The organism is Ectopseudomonas toyotomiensis, assembly GCF_900115695.1.
Taxonomy (GTDB): domain Bacteria; phylum Pseudomonadota; class Gammaproteobacteria; order Pseudomonadales; family Pseudomonadaceae; genus Aquipseudomonas; species Aquipseudomonas toyotomiensis.
Genome location: NZ_FOXK01000004.1, coordinates 202,613 through 228,653, shown reverse-complemented (window position 1 = coordinate 228,653; position 26,041 = coordinate 202,613). Strand labels below are relative to the sequence as shown.

The following is a 26,041-nucleotide window of genomic DNA, read 5'->3' as shown; positions in this document are numbered from 1 at the left end:
TGTCGAGCCATTTCGGCTCAATCGACGGAGCGATGACATGTACAAGCACAGCCTTGCAGTACTGGCCGTAGCGGCCGCGGTGAGCGGTTGCTCGACCTTCGAGAACCCGGCCGATTACGTGACCTTCCGCAATGAGCCATTGGTCAAGCAGGTCGACCACGGCATGACTCAGGAGCAGGTACGCACCCTTGGTGGGCCTCCCTCTTCGGACGTGCGCAACAGTGTCACAGGCGGCACCTGCAACAACTACGTGTTGAATGTCGACGGCCTGGAACAGCCCTATTACGTGGACTTCGACGTCAACGGCCGGGTCGACAGCAAGGGCTTCATGACTTGCGAGCAGCACCAGGGCAACCAGCGCAAGCGGCTCTGAATACGATCAGCCCCGCTGCACGCAGCGGGGCCATTCATTGGCTAGAAGATCAGTGAGAGCAATCCCACCACCACGATCAGGCCGATGATGAAAATGATACCGACGGTACCGCCCAGAAACTTCAGCATGCTGACTCTCCTTTTTCGAGGTTCACGAGTTGTGACCTCGGCCTGGCTGTCAGCGTTTAGCTTTTTTCTTCAACTGCCGCGGCGAGTATCAGGCGCCTGGGCGACGGACGATCTTGATGCTGTACTCCATCTGCGGCTTGCGCGTCACGCTTACCGCGCGACGGCTGACGGTATCCAGCGTGATGTTCCAGAAGCCACCGGAGGGCACACGGATCTTCGCCGGGAACTTGATGAAGGCACCGCCGTGATAACTGTGACGGCCACGATTCCTGAAGGCGCGGAAGTTGGCATCGTTCATCAGGCGGATGTTGCAGGGCTGCGAACATTGGATGACCACCAGATCGCCCTCTTCCAGATGCTCGCGTTGATGGATGAATTTCATCTTTTTCGGACTCGGTGGTGAAACGGGGGCGCAATATTGCCGCAAGCGGCCCGGCACCGCCAGCGCAGCTGACGACTCGCTTGCAGCCAAGGCTCGCGCTACCTAGGATGCGCGCCCAACACTGCCATTTGCCGCTGCCATGAAAGTCGTACTCGACCGCATCCCCACGCTGATCGCCCTGCTGCGCCGTTACCCAGGCCTGGTTGCCCTGTTCGGCTTCTGCTCGGGCGTGGCCAGTTTTCTCCTGGTCGACCGTCAGGCGCACCTGGCCAAGGTCTTGGGCGTGGTATTGCTGGTCAGCTGGGTCTGGCTGATGCTGGAGAACCTGCTGCGCGAACGCATTGCCCGGCGCTTCGGCTTCGAATTGCCATTGCCGCTGCTGCGCTACGGCACACAGATGATCCACCAGGAAAGTCTGTTCTTCGTCTTGCCGTTCTTCTTCATCACCACCACCTGGAACAGTGGCCAGTTACTGTTCAGCGGCCTGCTGGCGATCGCCGCACTGGCCTCGATCACCGACCCGATCTATTACCGTTGGCTGGCGCCGCGGCGCTGGTTGCTGCTGATCTTTCACAGCCTGGCACTGTTCGCGGTGATGCTTACCGCGCTGCCGATCATCTTTCACCTCAGCACACCGCAGAGCTACCGGATCGCCCTGGCGGTTGCCACGGTACTGGCGCTACCAAGCCTGCCGGGCCTGATCGGCTTCGCTGGCTGGCGCCGCATTGTGCTGCTCGCCGCCCTGCCTCTGGCCATGGCCAGCGCCGGCTGGATGGCGCGGGTCTGGGTACCACCGGCAACGCTGTGGCTGACCGAGGTGGCGATCAGTGATCGCTTCGATGGCGAGCAGCGCACGCCGGGCCAGAGCCTGCAACAGATCAGCCCGGAACAGCTGCGCGACGATGGACTCTACGCCTACACCTCGATCAACGCCCCACGCGGCCTCAACGAACGCATCTACCACGTCTGGCAGCACAATGGCCGGGAAGTCGACCGCATTGCGCTGGACATCAACGGCGGGCGCAAGGAGGGCTATCGCGCCTGGACGCACAAACTCAACTTCCCGGCCTCGCCCGAAGGTCGCTGGCAGGTGCGGGTCGTCACCGAAGCCGGGCAGATGATCGGCGTGCTGCGCTTCGACGTGGTCGATACTCCGGCCAAGTGATAGCATCCGCGCCCCATGCAGCTCTCCGAACTCAACCAACGCCTCGCCGACCTTGGCGCCAAACCCCAGCATATCGGGCGCATCACGCGTGCCTGGCTGCAAGGCAAGCCGTTGGACACCGGCACCAAGCATCAGAAGACCGAGAACTTCCTGCCCCTGACAGTACGTGAAGGGCTGCCAGCCATAGCCAGCGAGCTGGATGCACTGGCCCGGCTGCGCTCCGAACACCCTGGCGCAGATGGCTCGGCACGCCTGCTGGTGGAGTTGGCCGACAAACAGATGGTGGAAAGCGTACTGCTGCCGCGCGATGGCCTGTGCATCTCCAGCCAGGTGGGCTGCGCCGTAGCCTGCGTGTTCTGCATGACCGGCAAGAGCGGCCTGCTGCGCCAGCTCAGCAGCGCCGAGATGGTCGCCCAGGTCGCCTTGGGGCGGCGCTTTCGACCGGTGAAGAAAGTGGTGTTCATGGGCATGGGCGAGCCGGCGCACAATCTCGACAACGTGCTTGAGGCCATCGATCTGCTTGGCACCGAGGGCGGCATCGGACAGCGCAACCTGGTGTTCTCCACCGTTGGCGACCCGCGGGTGTTCGAGCGCCTGCCCAAGCAACGCGTGCGCCCTGCCCTGGCGCTGTCGCTGCATACCACTGACGCCGAACTGCGCCAGCGCCTGCTGCCCAAGGCGCCGCGCATCGATCCCGAAGAGCTGGTGGAACTGGGCGAAGCCTACGCGCGCACCATCGACTACCCGATCCAGTACCAGTGGACCCTGCTCAAGGGCATCAACGACAGCCAGGAAGAGATGGACAACATCCTGCGCCTGTTCAAGGGCAAGTTCGCCGTGCTCAACCTGATCCCCTACAACAGCCTGGAAGCCGACGACTACCAGCGTCCCGACGGCGAGCGCATCGTCGAGATGGTGCGTTATCTGCACAGCCGCGGTGTGCTGACCAAGGTGCGCAATTCTGCCGGGCAGGATGTCGACGGCGGTTGCGGTCAATTGCGCGCCCGCGCGGTGGATGTGGTCAATACCAGTCGCTTGCACAGAAAGCGCGGCTGAGGCTCAAGAACGGCGCCTGAGAGCCGATACAAGAGCGTACAGAGAGACCACACGTCCAGCTGGCGAAAAGCCAGCACTGTATTGCCTCGCAGACAACTGCCTTGCATGGATGCAGCCCCGTCGTCTTGGTGCCCAGGAGCCCATTCATGAAAATCGCCCACAAGGTCGGTATCGCGGCCGCTACCGTGCTGTTCCTTACCACCAGCCTGCTGTCGCTATCCCAGGTCAGCCAGGTTCGCGACACCCTGCGCAATCAGGTCGAATCGAGCATTGCCGAATCGAGCAACGCCCTGGCCAGGCAGATCGAGAACTGGCTCAACGCCAAGCTGCGTCTGATCGACCTGATGTCGCAAACCATCGACAGCAACTACAGCCCTGAGGAAAACCAGCGCGTATTCGATGCGCCGCTGCTCAAAAGTGAATTCATCCTGGTATTCGGTGCGCTGGAAACAGACGGCAAGCCAATCAAGAACAGCGACGACTGGAAGCCCAGTGCCGACTGGGACGGGCGCAAACGCCCCTGGTACGCGACCGGTAAGGCTGGCAACCAGGCAGTGCTGACCGAACCCTACGTCGACTCGACCACCAATGAAATCCTCATTTCCGCCGTGGCCCGGATCAGCGACGCGGGCCAGTTCCTCGGCGTATTCGGTGGCGATATCCGCCTGCAATCGGTAGCCGATGCGGTCAACACCCTGGATTTCAATGGCGCCGGCTATGCCTTCCTGCTCAGCCGTTCGGGCAATATCATTTCCCACCCCAATGCCGAGTACAACGGCAAGTCCTACAGCGAACTGTTCGACGGCCAGAGCCCGGCGCTGGGCAAGGAACTGCGCGAAGTCGAGGCCGGCGGCAAGAACCTGCTGGCCTCCTTCACCCCGCTACCCAACCTGCGCGGCATGGACTGGTACATCGGCGTGGTGCTGGACGAGAGCGTGGTGATGGCCGAGGCCAACCGCCTGACCTGGCTGGCCGTGGTTGGCACCGTGGTCGGCGTGGCCATCAGCCTGGTGGTGCTGGGCCTGCTGATGAACAGCCTGCTCAAACCCCTGAGCCTGCTCAGCACCTCGCTGCGTGAGATCAACAGCGGCGAAGGTGACCTGACGCGCCGCCTGGCGATCACCAGCAACGACGAGATCGGCGAGCTGTCGCAGGAATTCAACCGCTTCCTGCAGACCCTGCAGACGTTGATCGGCGACGTCATGGGCAGCTCGCGCCAGGTCCGCGAAAGCACGGCCCTGACCTCCAACGAGTCGGAACAAGCCGCGCGCCGTCTGCAGGAACAGCTGCAGGAGCTGGATCAGCTCGCCACCGCCATGCAGGAAATGGCCTCCACCGCCGAGGAGGTGGCGCGCAACGCCCAAGCCGCCGCCCAGGCCGCCGTCGCCGCCAACGAAGAAACCGAAAACGGCGTGCGCGTGGTGTCGCAATCCAGCGCAGCGATCCGCCATCTGGCCGACGAGATGGATGGCACCAGCCACGCGATCAACGAACTGGCCAAGCTCAGCCACAACATCGAGTCGATTCTGCAGGTGATCACCAGCATCGCCGAGCAGACCAACCTGCTGGCACTGAACGCCGCCATCGAAGCCGCGCGCGCCGGTGAATCCGGCCGTGGCTTTGCCGTGGTCGCCGATGAGGTGCGCTCGCTGGCCTCGCGCACGCAGCAGGCCACCCAGGAAATCCGCCAGATGATCGATCAGCTGCAAGGCGGTGTACGTCAGGCCGAAAGCCGCATGCAACAGAGCCGCGACACGGCCAGCAAGACCGCCGAAGACGCTGGCGCGGCCAACGACATGCTCGGCCGTATCCGCGAGGCGATCACCCGCATCAACGACATGAACCTGCAGATCGCCACCGCGGCCGAGGAGCAAAGCGCCACCACCGAGGAGATCAACCGCAACACCACCAACATTCGCGACATCAGCCATGAACTGGCTGGCGGCGCCGAACAGCAGGTGCGCCAGTGCGGCTCGATGGTGGAGCAGGTTGGCCAGCAGGATCGCCTGCTGGGGCGTTTCAAGGTCTGAACCATGAGCGATTGAATGACGCACAAGAAAAGCCCCGGCATGCCGGGGCTTTTTTCATCGAGCAGGGGATCAGACGCCGCTCTTGACCTTGCTCCAGATACGCGTGCGCACCCGGTCGATCTGCAGTGGCATGGCCTCCAGGGTGTACAGCTTGTCCATCACAGCCTCTGGCGGATACACGGTCGGATCGGCCTTCAGCGCCGGGTCGACCAGCGCGTCGGCCTTGGTGTTGCCATTGGCGTACTTCACGTGGTTGCTGATGGCCGCCATTACCTCGGGCTGCAGCAGATAGTTCATGAAGGCGTAAGCGCCCTCTTGGTTGCCGGCATCAACCGGCATGGCCACCATGTCGAACCAGATCGGCGCGCCCTCCTTGGGAATCTCGTACTGGATCTTCACCCCGTTGCCTGCTTCCGCAGCGCGCGCACCGGCCTGCATGATGTCGCCGGAAAAGCCCACCGCCATGCAGATCTCGCCATTGGCCAGATCGCCGACGTATTTGGAGGAGTGGAAATAACGCACGTTCTTGCGCATCTCCATCAATAACGCTTCGGCGCGCTTGTAGTCCTCAGGGTTCTTGCTGTGGTGTGGCAGGCCCAGGTGATGCAGGGCGATCGGCAGCATTTCCGGGCCGTTGTCGAGGATCGCCACGCCGCACTGGTTGAGCTTGGCTAGCGTGGCCGGGTCGAACAGCACGTCCCAGCTGTCCATCTTCACGTCATCGCCCAGCACGGCGCGCACCTTGTCGACGTTGTAGCCGATACCGGTGCTGCCCCACAGATAGGGGAAGCCGTGCTCGTTGCCCGGGTCGTTCACCTCCAGCGTCTTCATCAGTACAGGGCTGAGATTGTTCCAATTCGGCAGCTTGGCGCGGTCGAGCTTCTTCAGCGCGCCGCCCTGAATCTGCCGGGCCATGAAGTGGTTGGAAGGAAACACCACGTCATAGCCTGAGCGCCCAGCCATCAGCTTGGCGTCCAGCGTCTCGTTGCTGTCGTAAACATCGTAATGGGTACCCAGACCGCTGCTCTTTTCGAACTGCTTGAGGGTGTCCGGGGCGATGTAATCGGTCCAGTTGTAGATGCGCACGCTATCAGCGGCATGAGCGGTGCCGGCCAGGATCAGGCACGGCAGGAGTTTCTTCAGCATGGGATACCTCATGAGTTGTTGTTCTAGGCAGTACTGAAAACGGCTGACTCAGAAGATCAGCACGTAGGTCTTGCGCACCGTTTCTTGTATGTCCCAGATGCCAAGGGTATTGGCCGGCATCATCAGGGCGTCGCCGGCGCGAATCTCGATGGGCTCGCCGCCGTCAGGGGTAAAGGTGCAGCGCCCAGCCACGAAGTGACAGAACTCCTGCTGCACGATCTGTCGGCGCCAGCGCCCGGGCGTGCACTCCCAGATGCCGGTCTCGACGCCGTCACTGCGCTCGACGCTGGTGGTCGAAGTAACCGCCACTGGCTCGCTCAGGGGCACGGCAACCGGATTGGACTCGTCCAGGCCGACGCTGGGTGTGTTACGAAAATGGGTGATATTCATTGGTACTCCAGATCAAAGGACGGCGGCATTCGCTCAGCCCATCAGGCTTTCCATGCGCGCCGCCACGGCTTGCGCCAGGCGGCGACGCCAGGCTGGGCTGCGCGGGTTGGCGAGCACCTCGTCCTCATGGACGAAGCTGCGGATGATTGCGTTGTAACCGAGCCAGCGGCACGGTTCGGGCTCCCAGCGCCTCAGGCCGGAAATCGGGCTGTCGCTCAATACCCAGGGCTGGCGCAGCAGCTCGCTATCGCGGCCAAGAATCAGGTCGGCCAGAGTACGCCCGCCCAGGTTGGTGGCACCGACGCCCTCACCGCCATAACCGCCAGACAGCGCGATGCGGTTACGGGTGTCGCGCAGCATGTGCGGCTGGAAGCGCCGCGCCATACCCAGGTTGCCGCCCCAGGAATGGGTGAACCGCACGTTGCGCAACTGCGGGAAGATTTCTCCCATCAAGTAGCGGCGCAGGCCCAACTCGTCTTCGGTGAGGTTGAAATCGCTGCGCAGGCGTCCGCCAAAGCGGTAGCCACCACGCGCACCGAAGATGAGGCGATCATCCAGGCTGCGTTGCCCGTAGGTGACCTGCCTGCTGAATTCGCTGAACGCCTGCCCGCGCTCCAGGCCGATACCGGCCCAGACATCGGCCGGCAGCGGCTCGGTGGCAACGATCAGGCTCTGCACCGGCAACTGGTGATTGCCCAGCGGCGGCAAGGTGGCGGCGTACCCCTCGATGGCCGGCACCACCCAATCTGCCGTGACAAGGCCGTGAGCGGTGCGCACAAGGCCTGGCTGCCAGTCGATCACCGGGCTGCGCTCATAGAGCTCGACGCCCAGGCCCTCGACGCAGTGCGCCAGGCCCCGCACCAGCTTGGCTGGCTGGATCGTCGCGCAATGCGGGCTGTACAGCGCACCGTAGGCATTGGCCAGGCGCAACTGTGCAGCCAGTTCGCCTGGCGCCAACCAGCGGTAATCGTCTTCACTCAGGCCCAGCGCACGCAGTTCCTTGAGGTACTCACGCAGGCGCACCTCCTGCTCCGGGTAGCGCGCCGCGCAATACAGCACGCCGCCCTTGCGCAGATCGCAGTCGATGCTTTCACGGGCGACCACCGAGGCCACTTCATCGGGAATGCCGTGCAGCAGGTCGAAGCCCGCCTTGCGCTCCAACGCGGGCACACCGGCCAACAGACGATCCTCGCCGAGCAGGTTGCCCATCAACCAGCCGCCATTGCGTCCGGAGGCACCAAAGCCGGCTGTCTCGGCCTCGACCATCACCACACGCAGCTGCGGCGCCTGGCGCTTGAGGTAATAGGCCGTCCACAGGCCGGTGTAACCCGCGCCGATGATCGCCACGTCGGCGTACAGATGGGCCTGCAGGCTCGGCCGCGCCTGCAGAGGATCATCGAGCTGATCCATCCACAGACTGATGTTGCGCCAGGGATTCATCCACGCCTCCGTCATCAATCGATGACGCAAGGCTAGTTGGGGCGATCAGTCGCTGTCTTGCGTGCGTGCCCGCGAGGAAATCTGCTTGAGGTAGGCCTTGGGCGACAGCCCGGTGTGGCGCTTGAAGCAGCTGTAGAAGGCCGACAACGAGTTGAAACCGGCGGCAAAGGCCAGCTCGTCGATACGCTTGAGGTCGCTTCCTGCCTGCAAACCATCGAGCAGGTACTGCAGGCGGGCGCGGTTGACGTAGCGGTAGAAGCTCTCGCCCAGAACCTGATTGAGCAGATGGGATATCTGGTTGCGGCTGTAACCCGTCGCTGCCGCCACCTGCTGCAGATCCAGCTCGGGGTCGAGAAAGGGCTGGCTGCGCTGAAAGTAGTCCTGCAGGTCCTGCGCCAGCTGACCGAGCTGGCGGGTCGACAGCCCCAGGCGGCTGATGGCCGGGCGCGAACTGGCCGCTTCACCAGTGCCACGCGCCTCATGCACCAGGGTGGCGTATTCGTTGATCCGCCAGATCAGCCCGTCGCGCACGGTGATGGCTTCACCGGTGCGGAACGACACCAGCCCTTCCCCGCCTTGCAAGCTGGTGCAGTACTGGATGAAGGCGGTATGCCCGTCGATACGGATGCGGTCGACGTGCTCCAGCAGCTCGCCCGGGCGGCGTGGCAGGTTGTTCTCGACGTACTCACGCAGCTCACCCAGGCGCATGCAGCGCTGCTGGTAGAAGTCGTTGTACTCGATCTCCGGGTGATACAGCGCCATTACCGCATCGAGGTCGCGGTGCTTCCAACTCAGGTGGTAGCGCAGGATGATCTCGCGGGTGCGCTCGGTCTGTGCGGCGTCGTCGGGGAAAAGATTGTCAGGCATGGTCTAGGTCGGTGGTCAGCGCTCGGGCAGATTGCCTGATTCGCCGCGGCCAGCCTAGCCCCTCGTGCCGACGCGTCGGTTGCGGACTATGCTTGCAGGATCGACGGAGAGGTTGACCATGAGCGATCAGGACAAAGACCCCCAGCAGGCCCCGCTGACCCTGCGCGAAATGCTGCAGAGCGTGCTGGCCGCCGCCCTTGGTGTGCAGAGCGGGAAGAATCGCAGCCGCGACTTCAGTCGCGGCAAGCCCAGCCATTTCATTCTGCTCGGCGTGCTGTTCACCACACTGTTCGTGATCGTATTGCTGGTGACGGTGAAGCTGATCCTGCACCTGGCGACTGGTTGATCAGTCCAGCAGGGATGCTATCGAGCAGTCGTAGCGCTGCTGTTGGGGCCGCGTCAGCGCGCTGAACTGGCGAAAGTCCATGTCGATGTCTGCCTGGCCAAGACGTGCCAGCAGTTTCTGCGATTGCGCCCTGTCGAGCAGGCGCAGCAGGGATGCCACCTGGTCCTGGCCGCCGCGCTCGATGAAATCCAGATCACGGGCATGGTCACTGAGCATCACCAGGGCACAAGCCCCCAGAATGAAGTGGCCGCTCGCCAGAACATCGATTCGTCCATCGATATGCGCCTGCAGCACCCGAGCCGAGTTGTTCAGGGCTGCATAGCGCAGGTCCCTGCCCTGTTCATCAGCCGCACGCATCACGCCGAATGCCATTGCATCGTTCGCGGACCACACCAGGCTCACCCCCGGATAGCGCGGCAGCAGGCTCATCGCCTGCTCATAGGCGCGCTGCTCCTGCCACTCGCCATGCACCGCCTGCACCAGACGCACATGCGGCGCCTCGTTCAGCGCACGTTGCAAACCGGCCAGACGCAAGATCGATGATGGTGTTTGTTTGACGCCGGAAAATGCCAGCAGCTCGGCCGGTTGCCCCTTGGCCAGCGCGATCAGTTCGCGCCCCATCAGGTAACCCGCCTCTTCATCATTGGGCACCAGGCTACCCAGCCAGTTGCGGTGACGCTCGCGGCTGCCACCGATCAGCGCCTGCTGCTCGTCGGTGAGCGTGCTGTGCAAGGCGAAAAGGCGAACCTGGCTGGCCTCGAACAGGCGCAGAAGCACAGGCCCCTGGAACTGCTCGTTGGTGAAAATCAGATAATCAGGGTGCTCACCGTCGAAAACCTGGCGGGCATTGCTCAGCATGCGCGCTGGATCACGCTCGCCGTAAAGCACTCTCAGGTCGATGCCGAGGTCGCCTGCGGCGTCCTGCATATAGCGGGTGTAATCGGTCCAGAACGGCTCGTCGGAATAGCCGGGATTGAGAAAGATCACAGACGGCGCACGGGGTTGCGCAGACACCAATGCGCAGCATAGTAATAGCCACAGGCCCAACACCCACCGGATCACGGCACCCCTCCCCAATTAACCGGGGCGCAGTATAGGGCGCAAATAACAAAAGGCCGACCGCTAATGCGTGTCGGCCTTCGCCCTCACTGTCCGCTGACCCAGAAGACAGCCGTACCTACCGCAATCAGGATCAGGCAAAAGATCGCCCAGGCATCGATAACGCTGTCGGAATTTTCCACTTCAGTGCGTTCGGTCATGATTCCCCCTCTTCTTGTGCTTTTGGGTGATGCACACTGCATTTAAGACCAGCCTTGGCCATCGCTCAAACCATATGGTTATGCTCTGGGGCAGTCTTATTCCTTAAACCTAGGTTTATATATTCAAACATCACTTTTACGCATAAACCTGAGCTGGTATCGTGCCCCGGCTCCTCGGGGAGTGCGCGGCCGTGCGCGCTGATTGGCAGTAAGTAGCCTGAAAACAGGACCCTTCATGTACGTATATGACCAGTACGATCAAAAGATCGTCGAGGATCGCGTCAAGCAGTTCCGCGATCAAACCCGCCGCTACCTCGCCGGAGAGCTGAGCGGCGAGGAATTCCGTCCGCTGCGCCTGCAGAACGGTCTGTATATCCAGCGTTACGCGCCCATGCTGCGCGTCGCCGTGCCCTACGGCCTGCTGTCGTCCGCTCAGGTTCGTGTGCTTGCGCGTATCGCTCGCGACTACGACAAGGGCTATGCCCATATCAGCACCCGGCAGAACGTCCAGTACAACTGGCCGGAACTCGAAGACGTGCCGGAGATTCTTGCCGAGCTGGCCACCGTGCAGATGCACGCCATCCAGACCAGCGGCAACTGCATCCGCAACACCACCACCGACCAGTTCGCCGGTGTGGCCAAGGACGAGATCGTCGATCCGCGCCCCTGGTGCGAAATCATCCGTCAGTGGTCGACCTTCCATCCCGAATTCAGCCACTTGCCGCGTAAGTTCAAGATCGCCGTCAACGGCGCCGTGAGCGACCGCGCTGCCATCGAAGTGCATGACATCGGCCTGGAAGCAGTGAAGAACGAGGCCGGCGAGCTGGGCTTCCGCGTTTCCGTCGGCGGCGGCCTGGGTCGTACCCCGATCGTCGGCAGCTTCATCAACGAATTCCTGCCCTGGCAGCACCTGATCAGTTATCTCGACGCCATCCTGCGCGTGTACAACCGCTATGGCCGTCGCGATAACAAGTACAAGGCGCGCATCAAGATTCTGGTCAAGGCGCTGACCCCCGAGGTGTTCGCAGAGCGCGTGAACGCCGAATGGGCCCACCTCAAGGATGGTCCGACCACCCTGACCGAAGCCGAAGTCGCCCGCGTTGCCGCACACTTCGTTGATCCGGCCTATCTGACCCTGCAGGACGAAGACGCCCTTCTCGCCCAGCAGAACGCCGAACACCCAGGCTTCGCCCGTTGGCGCGAGCGCAACACCTTCGCCCACAAGAAGCCTGGCTACGTTGCCGTGACCCTGTCGCTCAAGCCCACCGGCGTGGCGCCGGGCGACGTTACCGACAAGCAGCTGGACGCCATCGCCGACCTGGCCGATCGCTACAGCTTCGGCGAAGTGCGCAACAGTCACAACCAGAACATCATCCTCGCCGACGTCGAGCAGCGTCAGCTGCTGGCCCTGTGGGGCGAGCTGCGTGAGCAAGGCTTCGCCACGCCGAACGTGGGCCTGCTGACCGACATCATCTGCTGCCCGGGCGGCGACTTCTGCTCGCTGGCCAACGCCAAGTCGATCCCGATCGCCGAAGCCATTCAGCGTCGTTTCGACGATCTCGACTACCTGTTCGACATCGGCAATATCGACCTGAACATCTCCGGCTGCATGAACGCCTGTGGTCACCACCACGTCGGCCATATCGGCATCCTTGGCGTCGACAAGAAAGGCCAGGAGTTCTATCAGGTATCGCTCGGCGGCAGCTCCGGTCGTGATGCCAGCCTGGCGCAGATCCTCGGCCCCTCCTTCGCCGAAGCGGACATGGCCGATGTGATCGACAAGATCATCAAGGTCTACGTCGAACAACGTACCGAAGAAGAAAGCTTCCTCGATACCTACCGCCGCGTCGGTATCGACCCGTTCAAGGAGCGCGTCTATGCAGCGAATCATTAAGAACGGTCAGGTGGTCGACGAGACCTGGCACCTGCTGGCCAAGGACGTGACCCTGGACGTCATCCCCAACTGCGACGACATCATCGTCCCGCTGGCCCTGTGGCGCGAGCATGCGCATGCCCTCAAGGCCCGCGACGGCGGTCTTGGCGTATGGCTGGAAGCCGGCGACGAGATTGAGGAAATCGCCGATGACCTGGCGCATTTTCAGGTCATCGCCCTGGAGTTCCCGGCCTTCACCGACGGCCGTCACTCCTCCACCGCCTACCTGCTGCGCACCCGCTACGGCTACAAGGGTGAAGTACGCGCCATCGGCGACGTGCTGCGCGATCAGCTGTTCGCCCTCAAGCGTGTCGGTTTCGATGCCTTCGCCGTACGCGCGGACAAGGATCCGTACGATGCGCTGAAAGCCTTCGAGGACTACAGCGAGGTCTACCAGGCCTCGGCCGATCAGCCGCAACCGCTGTTCCGTCGTCGCGCCTGATCACGGTAACTGAAACGCCCAGAACGCCCCGACTGCTTCGGGGCGTTTTGCTTTGTGTACTCCGGCTCGCAGAATTCAGGTCGAACCCTAGTGCGTTGCTGAAGTCGGACTCTATAAGCCTATCGCATAGGGAGAGACCGCCATGAAGCACGACTGGGATCTGATCGAACGCCTGCTGCATGAGGCACAGAACTCCGCTGGCAAACCCTTCGCCCCGCGTCGCTACGCCGAAGACCTGGCCGAAGAGCATGAGAATGCCGGCGACCCCGTGGACAATCTCGATCATCTGCGCGCCGAGGCTGCACGCTACGAAGCGCGCCTGCTGCAAAACGGCTTTATCGAACCACGCCCGGAAGACGAAGGGGGCAACGGCGAAAATTTCATTCTCACCGCGCGCGGCGCGCAGCTGTTGAGCATGCTCGACAGCAGCATCCCCGGCAGTGAGCGACCACGCGAAGTGCTCGACGAAGCGGGTGAAGCGGCGTTGACGCCGGAGGTGTTCGATCGCCTGGCGCCCAAGGCCAATCTCAGCGAAACCGGCTGATTAACCCTCGCACAAACAAAAACGCCGCAACCCGGTAAGGGTTGCGGCGTTTCGTTGATCCTGCCATGAGCCATCAGGCCCGCGGGATCAATCCTCGCGGTAACGACGCAGCTTCAGAGCCTTGCCGGCCACGCGGGTATCTTTCAGCTTGCCCAGCAGGCGGTCCAGACCGTCTTCCGGCAGCTCGACCAGGCTGAAGGTTTCGCGGATCTGGATACGACCGATCGCTTCGCGAGCCAGGCCACCCTCATTGAGGATGGCACCGAGCAGATTCTTCGCGGCGATACCGTCACGAGTACCCAGCGCAGTGCGGCAACGCACGCGACCTTCGGTCAGCGGTACCGGCGCTCGGCGTTCGCGGAGTTCGCCGCGTTCACCGCCACGATCACTACGCTCGCCGTCACGTTCACGACGCTCACGTGGAGCGCCGCCAGCGCCCGGCACCAGTGGCTGCTCGCGCTCGACAGTGGCCAGATCCAGTGCCTGGCCGTTGGTGGCCTTTTTCAGCAGCGCAGCGGCCAAAGCACGTGGGCTGCAGCCGATATCGGCGGTCAGACGGTCGAGCAGATCGCCATGGCTGGCTTCGGCATCGGCCACCAGCGGCGCCAGGCTGTTGGTCAGTTTCTTGATGCGAGCATCGAGCACCTGCTGGGCGTTCGGCAGCTTGACCTCACCGACCTTCTGCCCAGTGACACGCTCGATCACCTGCAGCATGCGACGCTCACGTGGCGTCACCAGCAGCAGCGCACGGCCATCACGACCGGCACGGCCGGTACGACCGATACGGTGCACGTAGGACTCCGGGTCGTACGGCATGTCGACGTTGAATACGTGGGTGATGCGCGGTACGTCGATACCACGGGCAGCCACGTCGGTTGCCACGACGATGTCCAGACGGCCATCCTTGAGCGATTCGATGACGCGCTCGCGCTGGTTCTGGGCGATATCACCGTTCAGCGCAGCCGCCTTGTAGCCTTTGGCTTCCAGGGCGCTGGCCAGGTCCAGGGTGGCTTGCTTGGTACGCACGAAGGCGATCAGCGCGTCGAAATCCTCGACTTCCAGCAGACGCAGCACGGCGTTGGTCTTCTGGTCGGCGTGGATCATCAGATGCGCCTGCTCGATGCGCGAGACGGTCTGGGTCTTGGCAGCGATCTTGATGTGTTGCGGCTCACGCAGGTGCTTTTCGGCAATGGCACGAATCGAGTGCGGCAACGTGGCGGAGAACAGCACGCTCTGGCGGCTTTCCGGCATGGCTTCGAAGATCACTTCGAGGTCATCCATGAAGCCCAGCTTGAGCATTTCGTCGGCTTCGTCGAGCACCAGGTGCTGAATGGTGGACAGCACTTTCTCGTCACGACGCAGGTGGTCGACCAAGCGACCAGGGGTAGCGACGATGACCTGAGCGCCCTGGCGAATGGCCTTGAGCTGCGGGCCCATGGGCGCGCCGCCGTATACGGCAACGACATTCAGGCCAGGCATCTGCTTGGAATAGGTTTCGAAGGCGGTAGCGACCTGCAGGGCCAGCTCGCGGGTCGGCGCCAGGATCAGCACCTGCGGCTCGCGCTTGGCAGTGTCGATTTTCGACAGCAGCGGCAGCGCGAAGGCTGCGGTTTTACCGGTACCGGTCTGCGCCTGGCCGATCATGTCGTGGCCGGCGAGAATCACCGGAATGGCCTGCGACTGGATCGGAGACGGCTCTTCGTAACCGACAGCGGTCAGAGCGGCGAGAATATTGGGGTGAAGTCCGAGCGCGGCGAAGCCGCCGATTTCCTGGGTCATGGGTCTGCCTCAAGTGCATCCGCAAAGACCCATGTTCCAAAGCTGCACATGCCGTGTAAGACCTTTTGGGTCACCCTGGCAGCCTGGTCGGCGGGGATTTGCGAAAACGTGATGAAAGTGAATCGTCAAGGATAGTCCGCTGGGGACTGGCTGCCGGGTGTTAATTTCCCGGGCGAGTTGCGCTACCTGAACGTGGCCAGAAAATTGGCCGGCGCGCACTATACCGGAAAATCCTGACTCGGGTGCTGGTTTTTATCGATTGGCATGCATCCAACCGCTCAACGGCGCATCAAGTGGCCGGACGCAGCGCTTCGATCAGCGGCTGTAATGAATAACCCAGGCGCGGCGCCAGCTCGCCCGCACGCATCTGCAGGCGTCCCATGTTCAAGCGCTGCTCGAGGTCGGCCGGGATCAGCAGTACCACATTGCCCTCCTTCACCGGGCACTCCCAATAGTGCCGGTGATAGAGGCCACGCAGCAGTGCCGCGCCAAGCGGCTTGCCGTCATTGCCTGCCCATTGGTTGATGATCAGCCAGCCGCCCGGGTTGAGTTTTTCGCGGCAGCGCTCGAGAAAGCGCCAGGCCAGATGCCCGACACCAGGCCCCTGGTCGGTGTACAGATCGAGAAAGATCAGGTCGGCGGTTTCCGCGCTGTCGAGCAGTTCGGTGGCGTCGCCGATACGAATGGTCAGCCGTGGGTCATCGTCCAGGCCGAGAAACTCCATGGCCAGGCGCGGTACGTCTGGGCGCAGCTCGATGGCCTCGACGTCCTCCAACGGCAGGAACTTCAGGCAGGCCTGGGTCAGGTTGCCGGCGCCCAGACCAAGGAACAGTGCGGTTTCCGGTGCGTCGTGACACAGCGCGCCCAGCAACATGGCGCGGGTGTAGTCGTATTCCAGCCAGCTGGGGTCGCCCTGGAACACGCAACTCTGTTCGATGGCATCACCAAACTCGAGAAAGCGGTAGGCGCCGATCTGCACCACACGGATCACCCCGAAGGCGTCGCGCACCTCGGCCAGCTGAACCTCGTCCTGCTGCTGCAACTCGTCGTCCGGCGGCAACCCTGGCATCGATACCTCTCCCACAGTGACATCCCGTACCACAACAACCGGGCTAAAGGCGCCGATTGTCATTGAAGCAGCCGCCCCCGGTCACGCAATAATTCCAACACTTGCGCTGCTACTCATAACAATAACGAGGTTCGCCATGTACGCCATCATAGGTGCCGGCCCCATGGGCCTGTGCACGGCTCGGCAATTGAAGAAGCACGGTATCGATTTCGTCGGTTTCGAGCTGCACAGTGACGTTGGCGGCCTGTGGGATATCGATAACCCGCACAGCAGCATGTACCAATCGGCACATCTGATTTCCTCCAAGGGCACCACCGAGTTCCGCGAGTTCCCCATGCACGCCGAGGTGGCGCCCTATCCACACCACAGCGAGATGCGCCGCTACTTTCGCGACTACGCCAGGCAGTTTCGTCTCTACGAGCATTATCAGTTCGACTCCCGCGTGCTGCAGGTGCAACGCGAGCAAGATGGCTGGAAGCTGATCAGCGAGCGCAACGGCGAGCAACGCGAATGGCGCTTCGACGGTGTGCTGATCGCCAACGGCACCCTGCATACGCCCAACCTGCCGCGCCTGCCTGGCAACTTCAGCGGCGAGCTGCTGCACGCCAATGCTTACAAGAGCGCCGATATCTTTGCCGGCAAACGGGTGCTGGTAGTCGGCTGCGGCAACTCGGCCTGCGATATCGCCGTCGATGCCGTGCATCGCGCCGCCTCGGTCGACCTCTCGGTACGCCGTGGCTATCACTTCCTGCCCAAGTTCATCCTCGGCAAACCCACCGATACCTTCGGCGGTGCGATCAAGCTACCGCGCCGTCTCAAACAGCTGGTCGACGGTCTGCTGGTGCGCGCCCTGGTCGGCAAACCCTCGCAGTACGGTCTGCCCGACCCGGACTACCGCCTGTACGAGTCGCATCCGGTGATGAACTCGCTGGTGCTGCACCATATCGGCCACGGCGACATCCGCCCTCGCGGCGATATCACAGCAGTGAGTGGTCAAAGCGTGACCTTTGCCAATGGCGAACAGGCCGAGTACGACCTGATCCTCATGGCCACCGGCTACAAGCTCGACTACCCCTTCATTGCCCGCGACGAGTTGAACTGGCCGCAAGATGCCGGTGCACCACAGCTGTATCTCAACGTATTCCACCCCGAGCACGACGACCTGTTCATGCTCGGCATGGTCGAGGCTTCCGGCCTGGGCTGGCAGGGTCGTGACGAACAGGCGGAGCTGGTCGCGCTGTATATCCGCCAGTCGCGGGCTGGCAGCCCCGCTGCTCAGGCCCTGCGCCATACCATTCGCGCTCAAGCCAGCCAACGCCTGGATGGCGGCTATCGCTACCTGCCACTGGAGCGCATGGCCTATTACGTGCACAAGGACAGCTATCGTAGACGCATAGCCGAACACAGCGCCGCCCTGCGCCGTGAGCTGGCCAACGATGGCGCACTCGCTGCGCAGGGGGCATGAGCATGGAACAGGTGAATATCGCCTTCGACCCCAGCAGCCTGGTGCTGATCAACCTGATCGTCGCGTTGATGATGTTCGGCGTCTCCCTGGACCTGCGCGCCGAAGACTTCCGCCGCATTGCCCGCGCGCCCAAGGCCCCGGTGATTGGCATGCTGGCGCAATTCGTGTTGCTACCGGCGTTGACCTGCCTGGCTTGCTGGGCCCTGACCATCGAGCCGCAACTGGCGCTGGGCATGACCCTGATCGCTGCCTGCCCAGGCGGCAGTTTCTCCAACATCATGACCTGGATGGCTCGTGGCAACGTCGCGCTGTCAGTGAGCATGACCGCCGTTTCCAGCGTCGTCGCCAGCGTGCTGACACCGCTCAACTTCGCCCTGTACGCCTGGCTCAATCCACATACGCGGCCCTTGCTGACGCAAATCGAACTGGACCCGCTGGGTTTGCTGCTGCTCGTGCTGCTGGTACTCGGGCTGCCTCTGCTGGCTGGCATGTGGATCGGCCGGCGTTTCCCGCAACTGACGCTGAAAGTGGAAAAGCCCCTGCGTCTGTTCGCCTTGCTGGTAATGCTCGGTTTCGTCGCGCTGGCGTTCAGCCGCAACCTCGAGCAGTTCACTCGGCATTTCCATCTGTTCTTCTGGCTGGTGGTGGCGCACAACGCCCTGGCACTGAGCATTGGCTACCTCAGCGCCCGCCTGAGCGGGCTATCAGTGGCCGACCGCCGCGCCCTGACGCTGGAAGTGGGCATCCAGAATTCGGCGCTGGGCCTGGTGATCATCTTCACTTTCTTCCCACAGGCCAGCGGCATGTTGCTGATCGCTGCGTTCTGGGGTTGCTGGCACCTGATATCCGGCCTCAGCCTGGCCTGGCTGTGGTCACGCAGGCCGCCTGCGGCCAACGCATTGCTGTCGCCCTTGCCCAGCGCAGGAGAGCAGTGATGCGTGTCGTACTGATCACCGGCGCCGCCAGCGGCCTCGGTTGGCAACTGGCGCGCGCCTGTCACGCCCGTGGCGATGCCCTGCTGCTCACCGATATCGACGCCAGCGGTCTCGCTGCTCGCGCCAATGAACTGGGCAGCGAGCGCGTAATGGCCCTTGCCGGCGACATCACCGAACCCGAGCTGCATGCACGTCTGCTCGATGGCTGCCGGCAGCGCTTCGGACGGCTGGACGTGCTGATCAACAACGCCGGCATCACCCACCGTTCGCCTACACTGCGCACCGATCCAGCGGTGTTTCGCAAGGTCATGGCGGTGGACTATCACGCGCCGCTGGAACTGACACTGGCCGCCCTGCCGCTGCTGCGTGAAAGCCGCGGTCAGGTGGTCGCCATCGGCTCCATGGCCGGCTGGATGCCAGTGCTCGGCCGCGCCGGTTACTGCGCCGCGAAAAGCGCCCTGGGCCAGGCCTTTGAGGTACTGCGCGCCGAGATCGCCCGTGACGGCATCGACCTGCTGATGGTCTATCCAAGTTTTCTCGATACGCCCATCGACCGCAATGCCCTGGGCGGCGACGGCAAACCGGCCGGCCATGCCCGCTCGACCATCGGCAGGATTCGCAGCGCCGACTGGATGGCAAGCCTGATTCTCGATGCACTGCAGCAGCGCCGCGAACGCCTGTTTCCAGATCGTGGCAGCTGGCTGGCGAGCCTGCTCTGGCGCCTGGCGCCGGCGCTGTATCACCGCAAGATGAGCCAGCGTTTCGCCGGGGAGATCAGCTGATGGCCCTGGCGCCCTACGCCCTCGGCGGCTTCATTCTGCTGGCCTACACCCTGGAAGCCGTTACTGGTTTTGGCAGCGTGGTCATCGCGCTGTCGCTCGGCGCATTGCTGCTGCCCATCGATCAGCTGTTGCCGATCCTGGTGCCGCTGAACATCTGCATGACCGGCTATCTGGTGCATCGCCACTGGCAGCAGATCGACCGCCGCCTGCTGCTTGGCACCCTGCTGCCCGGCATGCTTATCGGCACGTTGCTCGGCTATTGGCTGCTGCCTTATCTGGACACCCAGGCGCTGAAGCTCGGCTTCGGTGCGCTGATCGTCTGGTTCGCCGGCCGCGAACTGTGGCGCATGCGCCGGGCGAGCGCACTGCCGCAACGCCCGGCCTGGCTGACTCGCGTCATTACCCTGGCCGCCGGCCTCAGCCACGGCCTGTTCGCCTCGGGCGGTCCGCTGCTGGTCTACGGCCTGGCCGGCACCCAGCTGGACAAGGCGCGACTGCGCGCCACCCTGGTTACTGTCTGGTTCACCCTCAACAGCCTGCTCACCCTTGCCTTTCTGCTCGACGGCCGCCTGCTGCCAGCGCTGCCCCAGGTGCTCACCTACGCCCCGCTCCTGCTGCTCGGTGTGTGGCTGGGCGAACGCCTGCACCGGCGCTTCGACGAGCGTCATTTCCGCCTCGCCATCTACATCCTGCTGTTGGTCACCGGCATCCTGCTGCTGGCGCCCTGGAGACTGCCATGAGCTACGACATCATCATCAACAACGGCCTGTACTTCGACGGTACCGGCGCGCCGGGGGCAATCCGTCATATCGGTATCCGTGACGGCAGGGTCGAGGTGCTCAGCCTCAGCCCGCTGGACGAGGCCGGTTGCCCCGAAGTGATCGACGCCAAAGGCCAGTGGCTCACCCCCGGCTTCCTGGAGATCCACTCGCACTACGATGCCGAGGTGATCGCCGCACCCGCGCTGAAGGAATCGGTACGCCATGGCGTCACCAGCGTAACCATCGGCTCCTGCTCCATCAGCATGGTGCTGGCTGATGCCGAAGACTGCTCCGACCTGTTCACCCGCGTCGAAGCGGTGCCGCGCGAGTACGTGCTGCCAATCCTCAAGGAAAAGAAAACCTGGCGCGACGCCGCCGGCTATCGGGCCTTCTACGACCAGTTGCCGCTGGGCCCGAACGTCAATTCCTTCCTCGGCCATTCGGAGCTGCGCGTGGCGGTGATGGGCCTGGAACGCGCCACCAGTCGGGTGACGCCGAGCGAAGCCGAACTGGCGCGCATGGAGCAATTGCTCGAAGAGGCGCTGGACGCTGGCTGTATCGGCTTGTCGGTGATGACCACTCGGCTGGACAAGATGGACGGCGACCGCGCCTGGTCCAGCCCATTGCCGTCGACCTTCGCCAGTTGGAAGGAGTTCTCCCGGCTGTTCGCCGTACTGCGGCGGCGCGGCGCCGTGCTGCAGGGCGCGCCGAACGCGGTGACCAAGGTCAACGTGTTCGCCTTCCTCTGGCAGGCTCACGGCTGGTTCAGGAAACCGCTGAAATGCACCATGCTGACGGCGCTGGATCTCAAGTCGCAGCCGCTGCTGCACCGTTTCACCCGCCTTTCCGGCTGGCTGGCGAACCGGGTGCTGCGCGGCCACTTCCGCTGGCAGACCCTGCCGGCGCCCTTCACCCTGCGCCTGGAAGGACTCAACGTGAATGCCTTCGAGGAATTCGGTGCCGGCGAGATCCTGCGCAACATCAAGGACCCGGATGAGCTCTACGCCAAGGTCAGAGAGCCGGCGTTCCGCGCCCTGTTCAAGAAGCAAGTCAAGGCCGTACTGACCAAGGGCCTGTGGCACCGCGACTTCTCCGACTGCTGGGTGACCGAATGCCCGGACCCCAGCCTGGTCGGCAAGAACTTCAAGCAATTGGGGCAGGCACGGGGCCTGGATGCGGTAGACGCCTACTTCGAACTGGCCTGCCAGTACCGCGATGAGCTGAAGTGGACGACCTGCTACGGCAACCAGCGCGAGGCGATCATGCGCAAGCTGCTGGCCAGCCCCTGGACGCACCCCGGCTTCGCCGACTCCGGTGCGCACCTGCGCTCCATCGCCCAGTACAACTTCCCGCTGCGTTTTCTCAAATACGTGCGGGACGCCGAATTGGCCGGCGAGCCCTTCATGGAGCTGGGCAAGGCCGTGCGCCGCTGCAGCGGCGAGCTGGCCGACTTCATCGGCATCGACGCCGGCTATCTGCGCGTCGGTGATCGTGCCGACCTGGTGCTGATCGACCCCGCCGGCCTCGATGACACCCTGGACGAACTGCACGAAGCGCCGATGGAGGTGCTGGGCCTGGTGCGGGTGGTCAAACGCAACGATGCAGCGGTTGCGCTGACTATGATCAACGGTCGCATCGCCTATCGACGCGGCCTGGAATACCCGGATGACCTGGGCAAGGCGCAGTGCTACGGACGCTTCCTGCCGGCGCGTACTGTATCGCCGCGCATGCGGCCTGCGTGCGCATTCGGGCCCGCCCCGGCGTCATGAGCCAATACACATACGAGCTGCGGGGCTTATCGGTTACCATGCGTCTCCGCCTGATCAACCGCTAGAGACGCAGCATGTCGAACGCCTGGAGCCCCGAAAGCTGGAGGGCCAAGCCCATCCAGCAGCAGCCTGAATACCCTGATGCCGCGCACCTGACTCGCGTCGAGCAAACCCTGGCCGGCTACCCGCCGCTGGTATTCGCCGGCGAGGCGCGCGAGCTGCGTCGCCAGTTCGCCGAGGTCACCCAGGGCCGCGCATTCCTGCTGCAGGGTGGCGACTGTGCCGAGAGCTTCGCCGAGTTCTCTGCCGCGAAGATCCGTGACACCTTCAAGGTGCTGCTGCAGATGGCCATCGTCATGACCTTCGCTGCCGGCTGCCCGGTGGTCAAGGTCGGGCGCATGGCCGGCCAGTTCGCCAAGCCGCGCTCGTCCGGCAGCGAAACCATCGATGGCGTCACCCTGCCCGCTTACCGCGGCGATATCGTCAACGGCATCGGTTTCGACGTCGCCAGTCGCGTACCGGACCCGGAGCGCCTGCTGCAGGCCTACCACCAGGCCACCGCCAGCCTCAACCTGCTGCGCGCCTTCGCTCAGGGCGGCTTCGCCGACCTGCACCAGGTGCACCAGTGGAACCTCGACTTCATCGCCAACTCGGCGCTGGCCGAGAAGTACCACCAGCTCGCCGGCCGCATCGACGAAACCCTGGCCTTCATGCGCGCCGTGGGTATGGACAGCGCGCCACAACTGCGCGAGACCAGTTTCTTCACCGCCCACGAAGCGCTGCTGCTGAACTACGAAGAAGCCTTCGTCCGTCGCGACAGCCTCACCGGCCGCTGGTACGACTGCTCCGCACACATGCTGTGGATCGGCGATCGCACCCGCCAGCTGGACGGCGCACACATCGAGTTCATGCGTGGCATCGAGAACCCCATCGGCGTCAAGGTCGGCCCGAGCATGGACCCAGACGAGCTGATTCGCCTGATCGACACCCTCAACCCGGACAACGATCCCGGTCGCCTCAACCTGATCGTGCGCATGGGCGCGGACAAGGTCGAGGCGCACTTCCCGCGTCTGCTGCGTAAGGTCAAGGAGGAAGGCCGCCAGGTGTTGTGGAGTTCCGACCCGATGCACGGCAACACGATCAAGGCCAGCAGCGGCTACAAAACCCGCGATTTTGCGCAGATTCTCAGTGAAGTCCGGCAGTTCTTCGCCGTACACCAGGCCGAAGGCACCTACGCCGGTGGCATCCATATCGAGATGACCGGGCAGAACGTCACCGAGTGCATTGGCGGTTCGCGCCCGATCACCGAGGACGGCCTGTCCGACCGTTACCACACCCACTGCGACCCGCGCATGAATGCCGACCAGTCTCTGGAACTGGCGTTCATGATCGCCGAAACGCTGAAGCAGGTACGCCGCTGACCCTCCGCGCCCTGGCCACTGGCCAGGGCGCGAACCGGCTCGCACATCTTCTGTGCGGTGTCCGGCATAATGCTGTCCCATCGCGAGCACCGGACAGGTGCCCAAGCTCCACCCAGCCGGAAAGGACTCGCGGCCAACACCCCCAACAAGGACGATGAACCATGCAACTGCGCACCACCCTCTCCGCTTTCGCCCTGTCCAGTGCTCTCTTGCTGACTGGCTGCCAGAACATGTCCCCCGATGCCATGCTGCAATCCGGCCTGATGGCCGTGCAGGCCGCGACCCTCAGCGACGCCGAAGTGCGCAGCATGTCCGACCAGGCCTGCGCCGAAATGGATGCCGAAGCCAATATCGCCGGCCCGAACAGCCCGTACAGCAAGCGCCTGGACAAGATCGCCAACAACCTCGGCCATCAGATCAACGGCACGCCGATCACCTACAAGGTGTATCAGGCCGATGAGGTCAACGCCTGGGCCATGGCCAACGGTTGCGTGCGCGTCTACAGCGGCCTGATGGACCTGATGACCGACAACGAAGTGGAAGGCGTGCTCGGCCACGAGATCGGCCACGTCGCCCTCGGCCACAGCAAGAAGGCCATGCAAACCGCCTACGCCACCACCGCCGCGCGCAATGCTGCAGCCGCTTCAGGCAACGGCACCATCGCCGCATTGTCCGCGTCGCAGCTCGGCGCCCTGGGTGAGCAACTGGTCAATGCGCAGTTCTCGCAAAGCCAGGAAAACGCCGCCGACAACTTCTCCTTCGACCTGCTGACCCAGCGCAACATCCCCCGTGACGGCCTGGTCACCGCGTTCGAGAAGCTGGCCAAGCTGGGCGGCGGCGAAAGCAGCATGTTCTCCTCGCACCCGGGCTCCAGCGACCGCGCCGCCAATATGCGCACCCGCCTGGCGGCCAAGTAGAGATCAGGTTCAGGGGCTGCAGTGCAGCCCCTGTTTCGTTGGGAGATTGCCATGTCTATATTGCGTAACGGCTTGCTGCCGCTCACTCTGCTGCTGCCGCTCGGCGCCTGGGGCGATTACGACAAGCAGTACCAGGCCTGCCTGGATGCCAGTGGAATGATCAATAACGCCAGCGTCGCCGGCTGCGCCGAAGGTGTATCGGAAACAGTGAAGAAGGAGATGAACCGCGTCTACCAGCAGCTGTTCCTCAAGCTGCAGGAAGACGCGCCACAGGACGCCGAACAGCTGGAAAACGCGCAGAAGGCCTGGCTGGTCTACCGCAACGGCCAGTGCGACCTGCAGGGCAAGCACGTCGGCTCGCCGATGTACTACACCTGCCCGATGGAGCTGAATATCCAGCGCGTAGAGCAACTGAAGTTGCTGCTGGAGAACGGCGGCTAACCGAGCAGCCCGCGCAGGCTTACACTCGGCGCCAACCACACTCCATCCAGGCCCAACCAGTGCGCCAGCGCGCGCAGTGAATCGCCCAGCGCCAGGCGCGCCTCCTCGCTCAACACAGCTTCCTCCAGATGCACGGCATGCACCGCCAGGCGCCCGGTAGCGCGCTCGCTGCGCAGGTCCACCCGCGCCAACAGGCGTTCGTGGTGCAGGAACGGCAGCACGTAGTAGCCATACACGCGCTTGGCCTGCGGGGTGTAGATCTCCAGGCGATAGCGAAAGCCGAACAGCCGCTCGGTGCGCTCGCGCTCCCAGATCAGTGAATCGAACGGCGACAGCAAGGCGCTATGGCGAACACGCCGGGGAATGCGCGGCTCACCACGGCAATAGGCCACCTGCCGCCAGCCCTGCACCGAGACGGGCAACAGTTCGCCCGCCTCCGCCAATTCGGCGACACGGCGCTTGCTGTCAGTGACGTCCAGCCGGTAGTAGTCGCGCAAATCGCGCTCGGTCGCCACGCCAAGGGCATCGGCAGAACGCAGCAACAGGCGGCGCTGCGCTTCGGCCTCATCCAAGTCCGGGTGATTCAGCACATCCGCGGGAATGACCCGCTCCGGCAGGTCGTACAGCCTTTCAAAGCCGCGGCGCCCAGCCACAGTGACCAGACCTGCGGCGAACAGCCATTCCAGCGCCATCTTTTCCACGCTCCAGTCCCACCAGGGGCCGGCCTTCTCGGTACGCGAGGAAAGGCTGCCGGCGCCCAGGGCACCGCGCTCGCGCACGGCCTGCAGCACGCTGGCTATCGCATCGCGCCGCTCCACGCCGAACTTCGCCAGCTGACTGTAGATGCCCTGCCCATCTGCAGCTCGGCGCATTCGCCAGCGCAGCAGCGGATAAAGCTCGAGTGGCAACAGCGAGGCTTCGTGCCCCCAGTATTCGAACAGCCGCCTGCGCCGCGCCCGGCCCCAGGCCAGTTCATCGAGGTGCTCGGCCTGGTAATGACCAAGACGGGAAAAAGCCGGCAGGTAGTGCGAGCGCACCAAGGCATTGACCGAGTCGATCTGCAACACACCAAGGCGCTCGATCTGCACCTGCAGCTGCTTGTGGGCGATGGTGCCGCGTGGAGTACGGCCGAACCCCTGAGCAGCCAGGGCCAGGCGGCGGGCTTCGGCGAGAGAAAGTGAAAGCATCATGGCGACCAGCC

General features: G+C 63.5%; 26 protein-coding genes. 16 read left to right on the top strand and 10 right to left on the bottom strand.

The features are described from left to right. Positions 1-37 precede the first annotated feature (37 nt). Positions 38-373: an osmotically-inducible lipoprotein OsmE gene (gene osmE, locus BM186_RS09840; RefSeq protein ID WP_072424036.1), complete on the top strand. Its 336-nt coding sequence runs from the start codon at positions 38-40 to the stop codon at positions 371-373. 41 nt (positions 374-414) lie between these two features. On the opposite strand, the gene BM186_RS27125 is transcribed toward osmE, so the two are convergent. Beyond that, positions 415-501 carry a small membrane protein YohP gene (locus BM186_RS27125; RefSeq protein ID WP_442873392.1) on the bottom strand — a complete coding sequence of 29 codons (87 nt, stop codon included), beginning with the start codon at positions 499-501 and terminating at the stop codon, positions 415-417. Between the two features lie 88 nt (positions 502-589). Further along, positions 590-883 (bottom strand): DUF1883 domain-containing protein, encoded by a 294-nt coding sequence (locus BM186_RS09835; protein ID WP_074914993.1) that lies wholly within the window; start codon positions 881-883, stop codon positions 590-592. Positions 884-1,022: 139 nt separating this feature from the next. On the opposite strand from BM186_RS09835, the gene BM186_RS09830 reads away from it, so the two are divergent. The 3 genes from BM186_RS09830 (at position 1,023) to BM186_RS09820 (ending at position 5,134) form a co-directional block, all read left to right on the top strand. Beyond that, positions 1,023-2,048 (top strand): DUF5924 family protein, encoded by a 1,026-nt coding sequence (locus BM186_RS09830; RefSeq protein ID WP_074914991.1) that lies wholly within the window; start codon positions 1,023-1,025, stop codon positions 2,046-2,048. A gap of 15 nt (positions 2,049-2,063) precedes the next feature. Next, positions 2,064-3,104 carry an RNA methyltransferase gene (locus BM186_RS09825; RefSeq protein ID WP_074914989.1) on the top strand — a complete coding sequence of 347 codons (1,041 nt, stop codon included), beginning with the start codon at positions 2,064-2,066 and terminating at the stop codon, positions 3,102-3,104. A 146-nt stretch (positions 3,105-3,250) separates the two neighbouring features. Continuing rightward, positions 3,251-5,134 (top strand): methyl-accepting chemotaxis protein, encoded by a 1,884-nt coding sequence (locus BM186_RS09820; protein WP_074914987.1) that lies wholly within the window; start codon positions 3,251-3,253, stop codon positions 5,132-5,134. A 69-nt stretch (positions 5,135-5,203) separates the two neighbouring features. Here BM186_RS09820 and BM186_RS09815 read toward each other — a convergent pair whose 3' ends face one another. Genes BM186_RS09815 through BM186_RS09800 form a run of 4 tightly spaced genes read right to left on the bottom strand, consistent with a single transcriptional unit; the run spans position 5,204 to position 8,977 of the window. Next, positions 5,204-6,280, bottom strand: a complete 1,077-nt coding sequence (locus BM186_RS09815) for a polyamine ABC transporter substrate-binding protein (protein WP_099481827.1) — start codon at positions 6,278-6,280, stop codon at positions 5,204-5,206. Positions 6,281-6,328: 48 nt separating this feature from the next. Continuing rightward, positions 6,329-6,670 (bottom strand): cupin domain-containing protein, encoded by a 342-nt coding sequence (locus BM186_RS09810; RefSeq protein ID WP_064494789.1) that lies wholly within the window; start codon positions 6,668-6,670, stop codon positions 6,329-6,331. Positions 6,671-6,703: 33 nt separating this feature from the next. Further along, complete coding sequence (locus tag BM186_RS09805; protein WP_074914983.1) at positions 6,704-8,110, bottom strand: NAD(P)/FAD-dependent oxidoreductase; 1,407 nt, start codon at positions 8,108-8,110, stop codon at positions 6,704-6,706. Positions 8,111-8,155: 45 nt separating this feature from the next. After that, entirely contained in the window at positions 8,156-8,977 is an 822-nt protein-coding gene (locus tag BM186_RS09800; protein WP_072424043.1) for a helix-turn-helix domain-containing protein, read from the bottom strand. 118 nt (positions 8,978-9,095) lie between these two features. Here BM186_RS09800 and BM186_RS09795 point away from each other — a divergent pair, with 118 nt between their 5' ends. Next, positions 9,096-9,323: a DUF2970 domain-containing protein gene (locus tag BM186_RS09795; protein ID WP_017676936.1), complete on the top strand. Its 228-nt coding sequence runs from the start codon at positions 9,096-9,098 to the stop codon at positions 9,321-9,323. On the opposite strand, the gene BM186_RS09790 is transcribed toward BM186_RS09795, so the two are convergent. After that, positions 9,324-10,310: an ABC transporter substrate-binding protein gene (locus BM186_RS09790; protein WP_239690091.1), complete on the bottom strand. Its 987-nt coding sequence runs from the start codon at positions 10,308-10,310 to the stop codon at positions 9,324-9,326. A 507-nt stretch (positions 10,311-10,817) separates the two neighbouring features. Here BM186_RS09790 and BM186_RS09785 point away from each other — a divergent pair. From BM186_RS09785 to BM186_RS09775, 3 genes are all read left to right on the top strand, one after another. Further along, positions 10,818-12,476 carry a nitrite/sulfite reductase gene (locus BM186_RS09785; protein ID WP_072424045.1) on the top strand — a complete coding sequence of 553 codons (1,659 nt, stop codon included), beginning with the start codon at positions 10,818-10,820 and terminating at the stop codon, positions 12,474-12,476. After that, positions 12,460-12,957 carry a DUF934 domain-containing protein gene (locus tag BM186_RS09780; protein ID WP_064494784.1) on the top strand — a complete coding sequence of 166 codons (498 nt, stop codon included), beginning with the start codon at positions 12,460-12,462 and terminating at the stop codon, positions 12,955-12,957. Before BM186_RS09785 ends, BM186_RS09780 begins: the two co-directional genes overlap by 17 nt. A gap of 142 nt (positions 12,958-13,099) precedes the next feature. After that, on the top strand, positions 13,100-13,501 hold the full coding sequence (locus BM186_RS09775) for a hypothetical protein (protein WP_017676941.1): 402 nt from the start codon (positions 13,100-13,102) through the stop codon (positions 13,499-13,501). Between the two features lie 87 nt (positions 13,502-13,588). Here BM186_RS09775 and BM186_RS09770 read toward each other — a convergent pair whose 3' ends face one another. Together BM186_RS09770 and BM186_RS09765 are read right to left on the bottom strand one after the other, a co-directional pair. Beyond that, positions 13,589-15,280, bottom strand: a complete 1,692-nt coding sequence (locus tag BM186_RS09770; RefSeq protein WP_074914981.1) for a DEAD/DEAH box helicase — start codon at positions 15,278-15,280, stop codon at positions 13,589-13,591. A 289-nt stretch (positions 15,281-15,569) separates the two neighbouring features. Beyond that, entirely contained in the window at positions 15,570-16,349 is a 780-nt protein-coding gene (locus BM186_RS09765) for a spermidine synthase (protein ID WP_074914979.1), read from the bottom strand. 136 nt (positions 16,350-16,485) lie between these two features. Between BM186_RS09765 and BM186_RS09760 the strand changes: the two genes are divergently transcribed. The 8 genes from BM186_RS09760 (at position 16,486) to BM186_RS09725 (ending at position 24,840) form a co-directional block, all read left to right on the top strand. Next, on the top strand, positions 16,486-17,814 hold the full coding sequence (locus BM186_RS09760) for a flavin-containing monooxygenase (RefSeq protein ID WP_074914977.1): 1,329 nt from the start codon (positions 16,486-16,488) through the stop codon (positions 17,812-17,814). Beyond that, on the top strand, positions 17,811-18,749 hold the full coding sequence (locus BM186_RS09755; RefSeq protein ID WP_074914976.1) for a bile acid:sodium symporter family protein: 939 nt from the start codon (positions 17,811-17,813) through the stop codon (positions 18,747-18,749). The genes BM186_RS09760 and BM186_RS09755 overlap by 4 nt, the downstream gene beginning before the upstream one ends. After that, on the top strand, positions 18,749-19,531 hold the full coding sequence (locus tag BM186_RS09750; protein WP_074914973.1) for an SDR family NAD(P)-dependent oxidoreductase: 783 nt from the start codon (positions 18,749-18,751) through the stop codon (positions 19,529-19,531). Before BM186_RS09755 ends, BM186_RS09750 begins: the two co-directional genes overlap by 1 nt. Beyond that, positions 19,531-20,271, top strand: a complete 741-nt coding sequence (locus BM186_RS09745) for a sulfite exporter TauE/SafE family protein (RefSeq protein WP_074914971.1) — start codon at positions 19,531-19,533, stop codon at positions 20,269-20,271. Before BM186_RS09750 ends, BM186_RS09745 begins: the two co-directional genes overlap by 1 nt. Then, a complete protein-coding gene (locus BM186_RS09740; protein ID WP_074914969.1) occupies positions 20,268-22,061 on the top strand; it encodes an N-acyl-D-amino-acid deacylase family protein in 1,794 nt (597 codons plus the stop codon). Before BM186_RS09745 ends, BM186_RS09740 begins: the two co-directional genes overlap by 4 nt. A gap of 74 nt (positions 22,062-22,135) precedes the next feature. Beyond that, positions 22,136-23,482 carry a class II 3-deoxy-7-phosphoheptulonate synthase gene (locus BM186_RS09735; protein ID WP_072424053.1) on the top strand — a complete coding sequence of 449 codons (1,347 nt, stop codon included), beginning with the start codon at positions 22,136-22,138 and terminating at the stop codon, positions 23,480-23,482. A 161-nt stretch (positions 23,483-23,643) separates the two neighbouring features. Beyond that, positions 23,644-24,399, top strand: coding sequence for a metalloprotease LoiP (gene loiP / locus BM186_RS09730; protein WP_074914967.1), 756 nt, complete (start codon positions 23,644-23,646; stop codon positions 24,397-24,399). A gap of 51 nt (positions 24,400-24,450) precedes the next feature. Continuing rightward, positions 24,451-24,840 (top strand): lysozyme inhibitor LprI family protein, encoded by a 390-nt coding sequence (locus BM186_RS09725; protein WP_074914965.1) that lies wholly within the window; start codon positions 24,451-24,453, stop codon positions 24,838-24,840. Here BM186_RS09725 and BM186_RS09720 read toward each other — a convergent pair. Then, positions 24,837-26,030, bottom strand: coding sequence for a winged helix-turn-helix domain-containing protein (locus BM186_RS09720; RefSeq protein WP_074914963.1), 1,194 nt, complete (start codon positions 26,028-26,030; stop codon positions 24,837-24,839). The two genes, BM186_RS09725 and BM186_RS09720, sit on opposite strands and share 4 nt — an antisense overlap. Between the last annotated feature and the right edge of the window lie 11 nt (positions 26,031-26,041).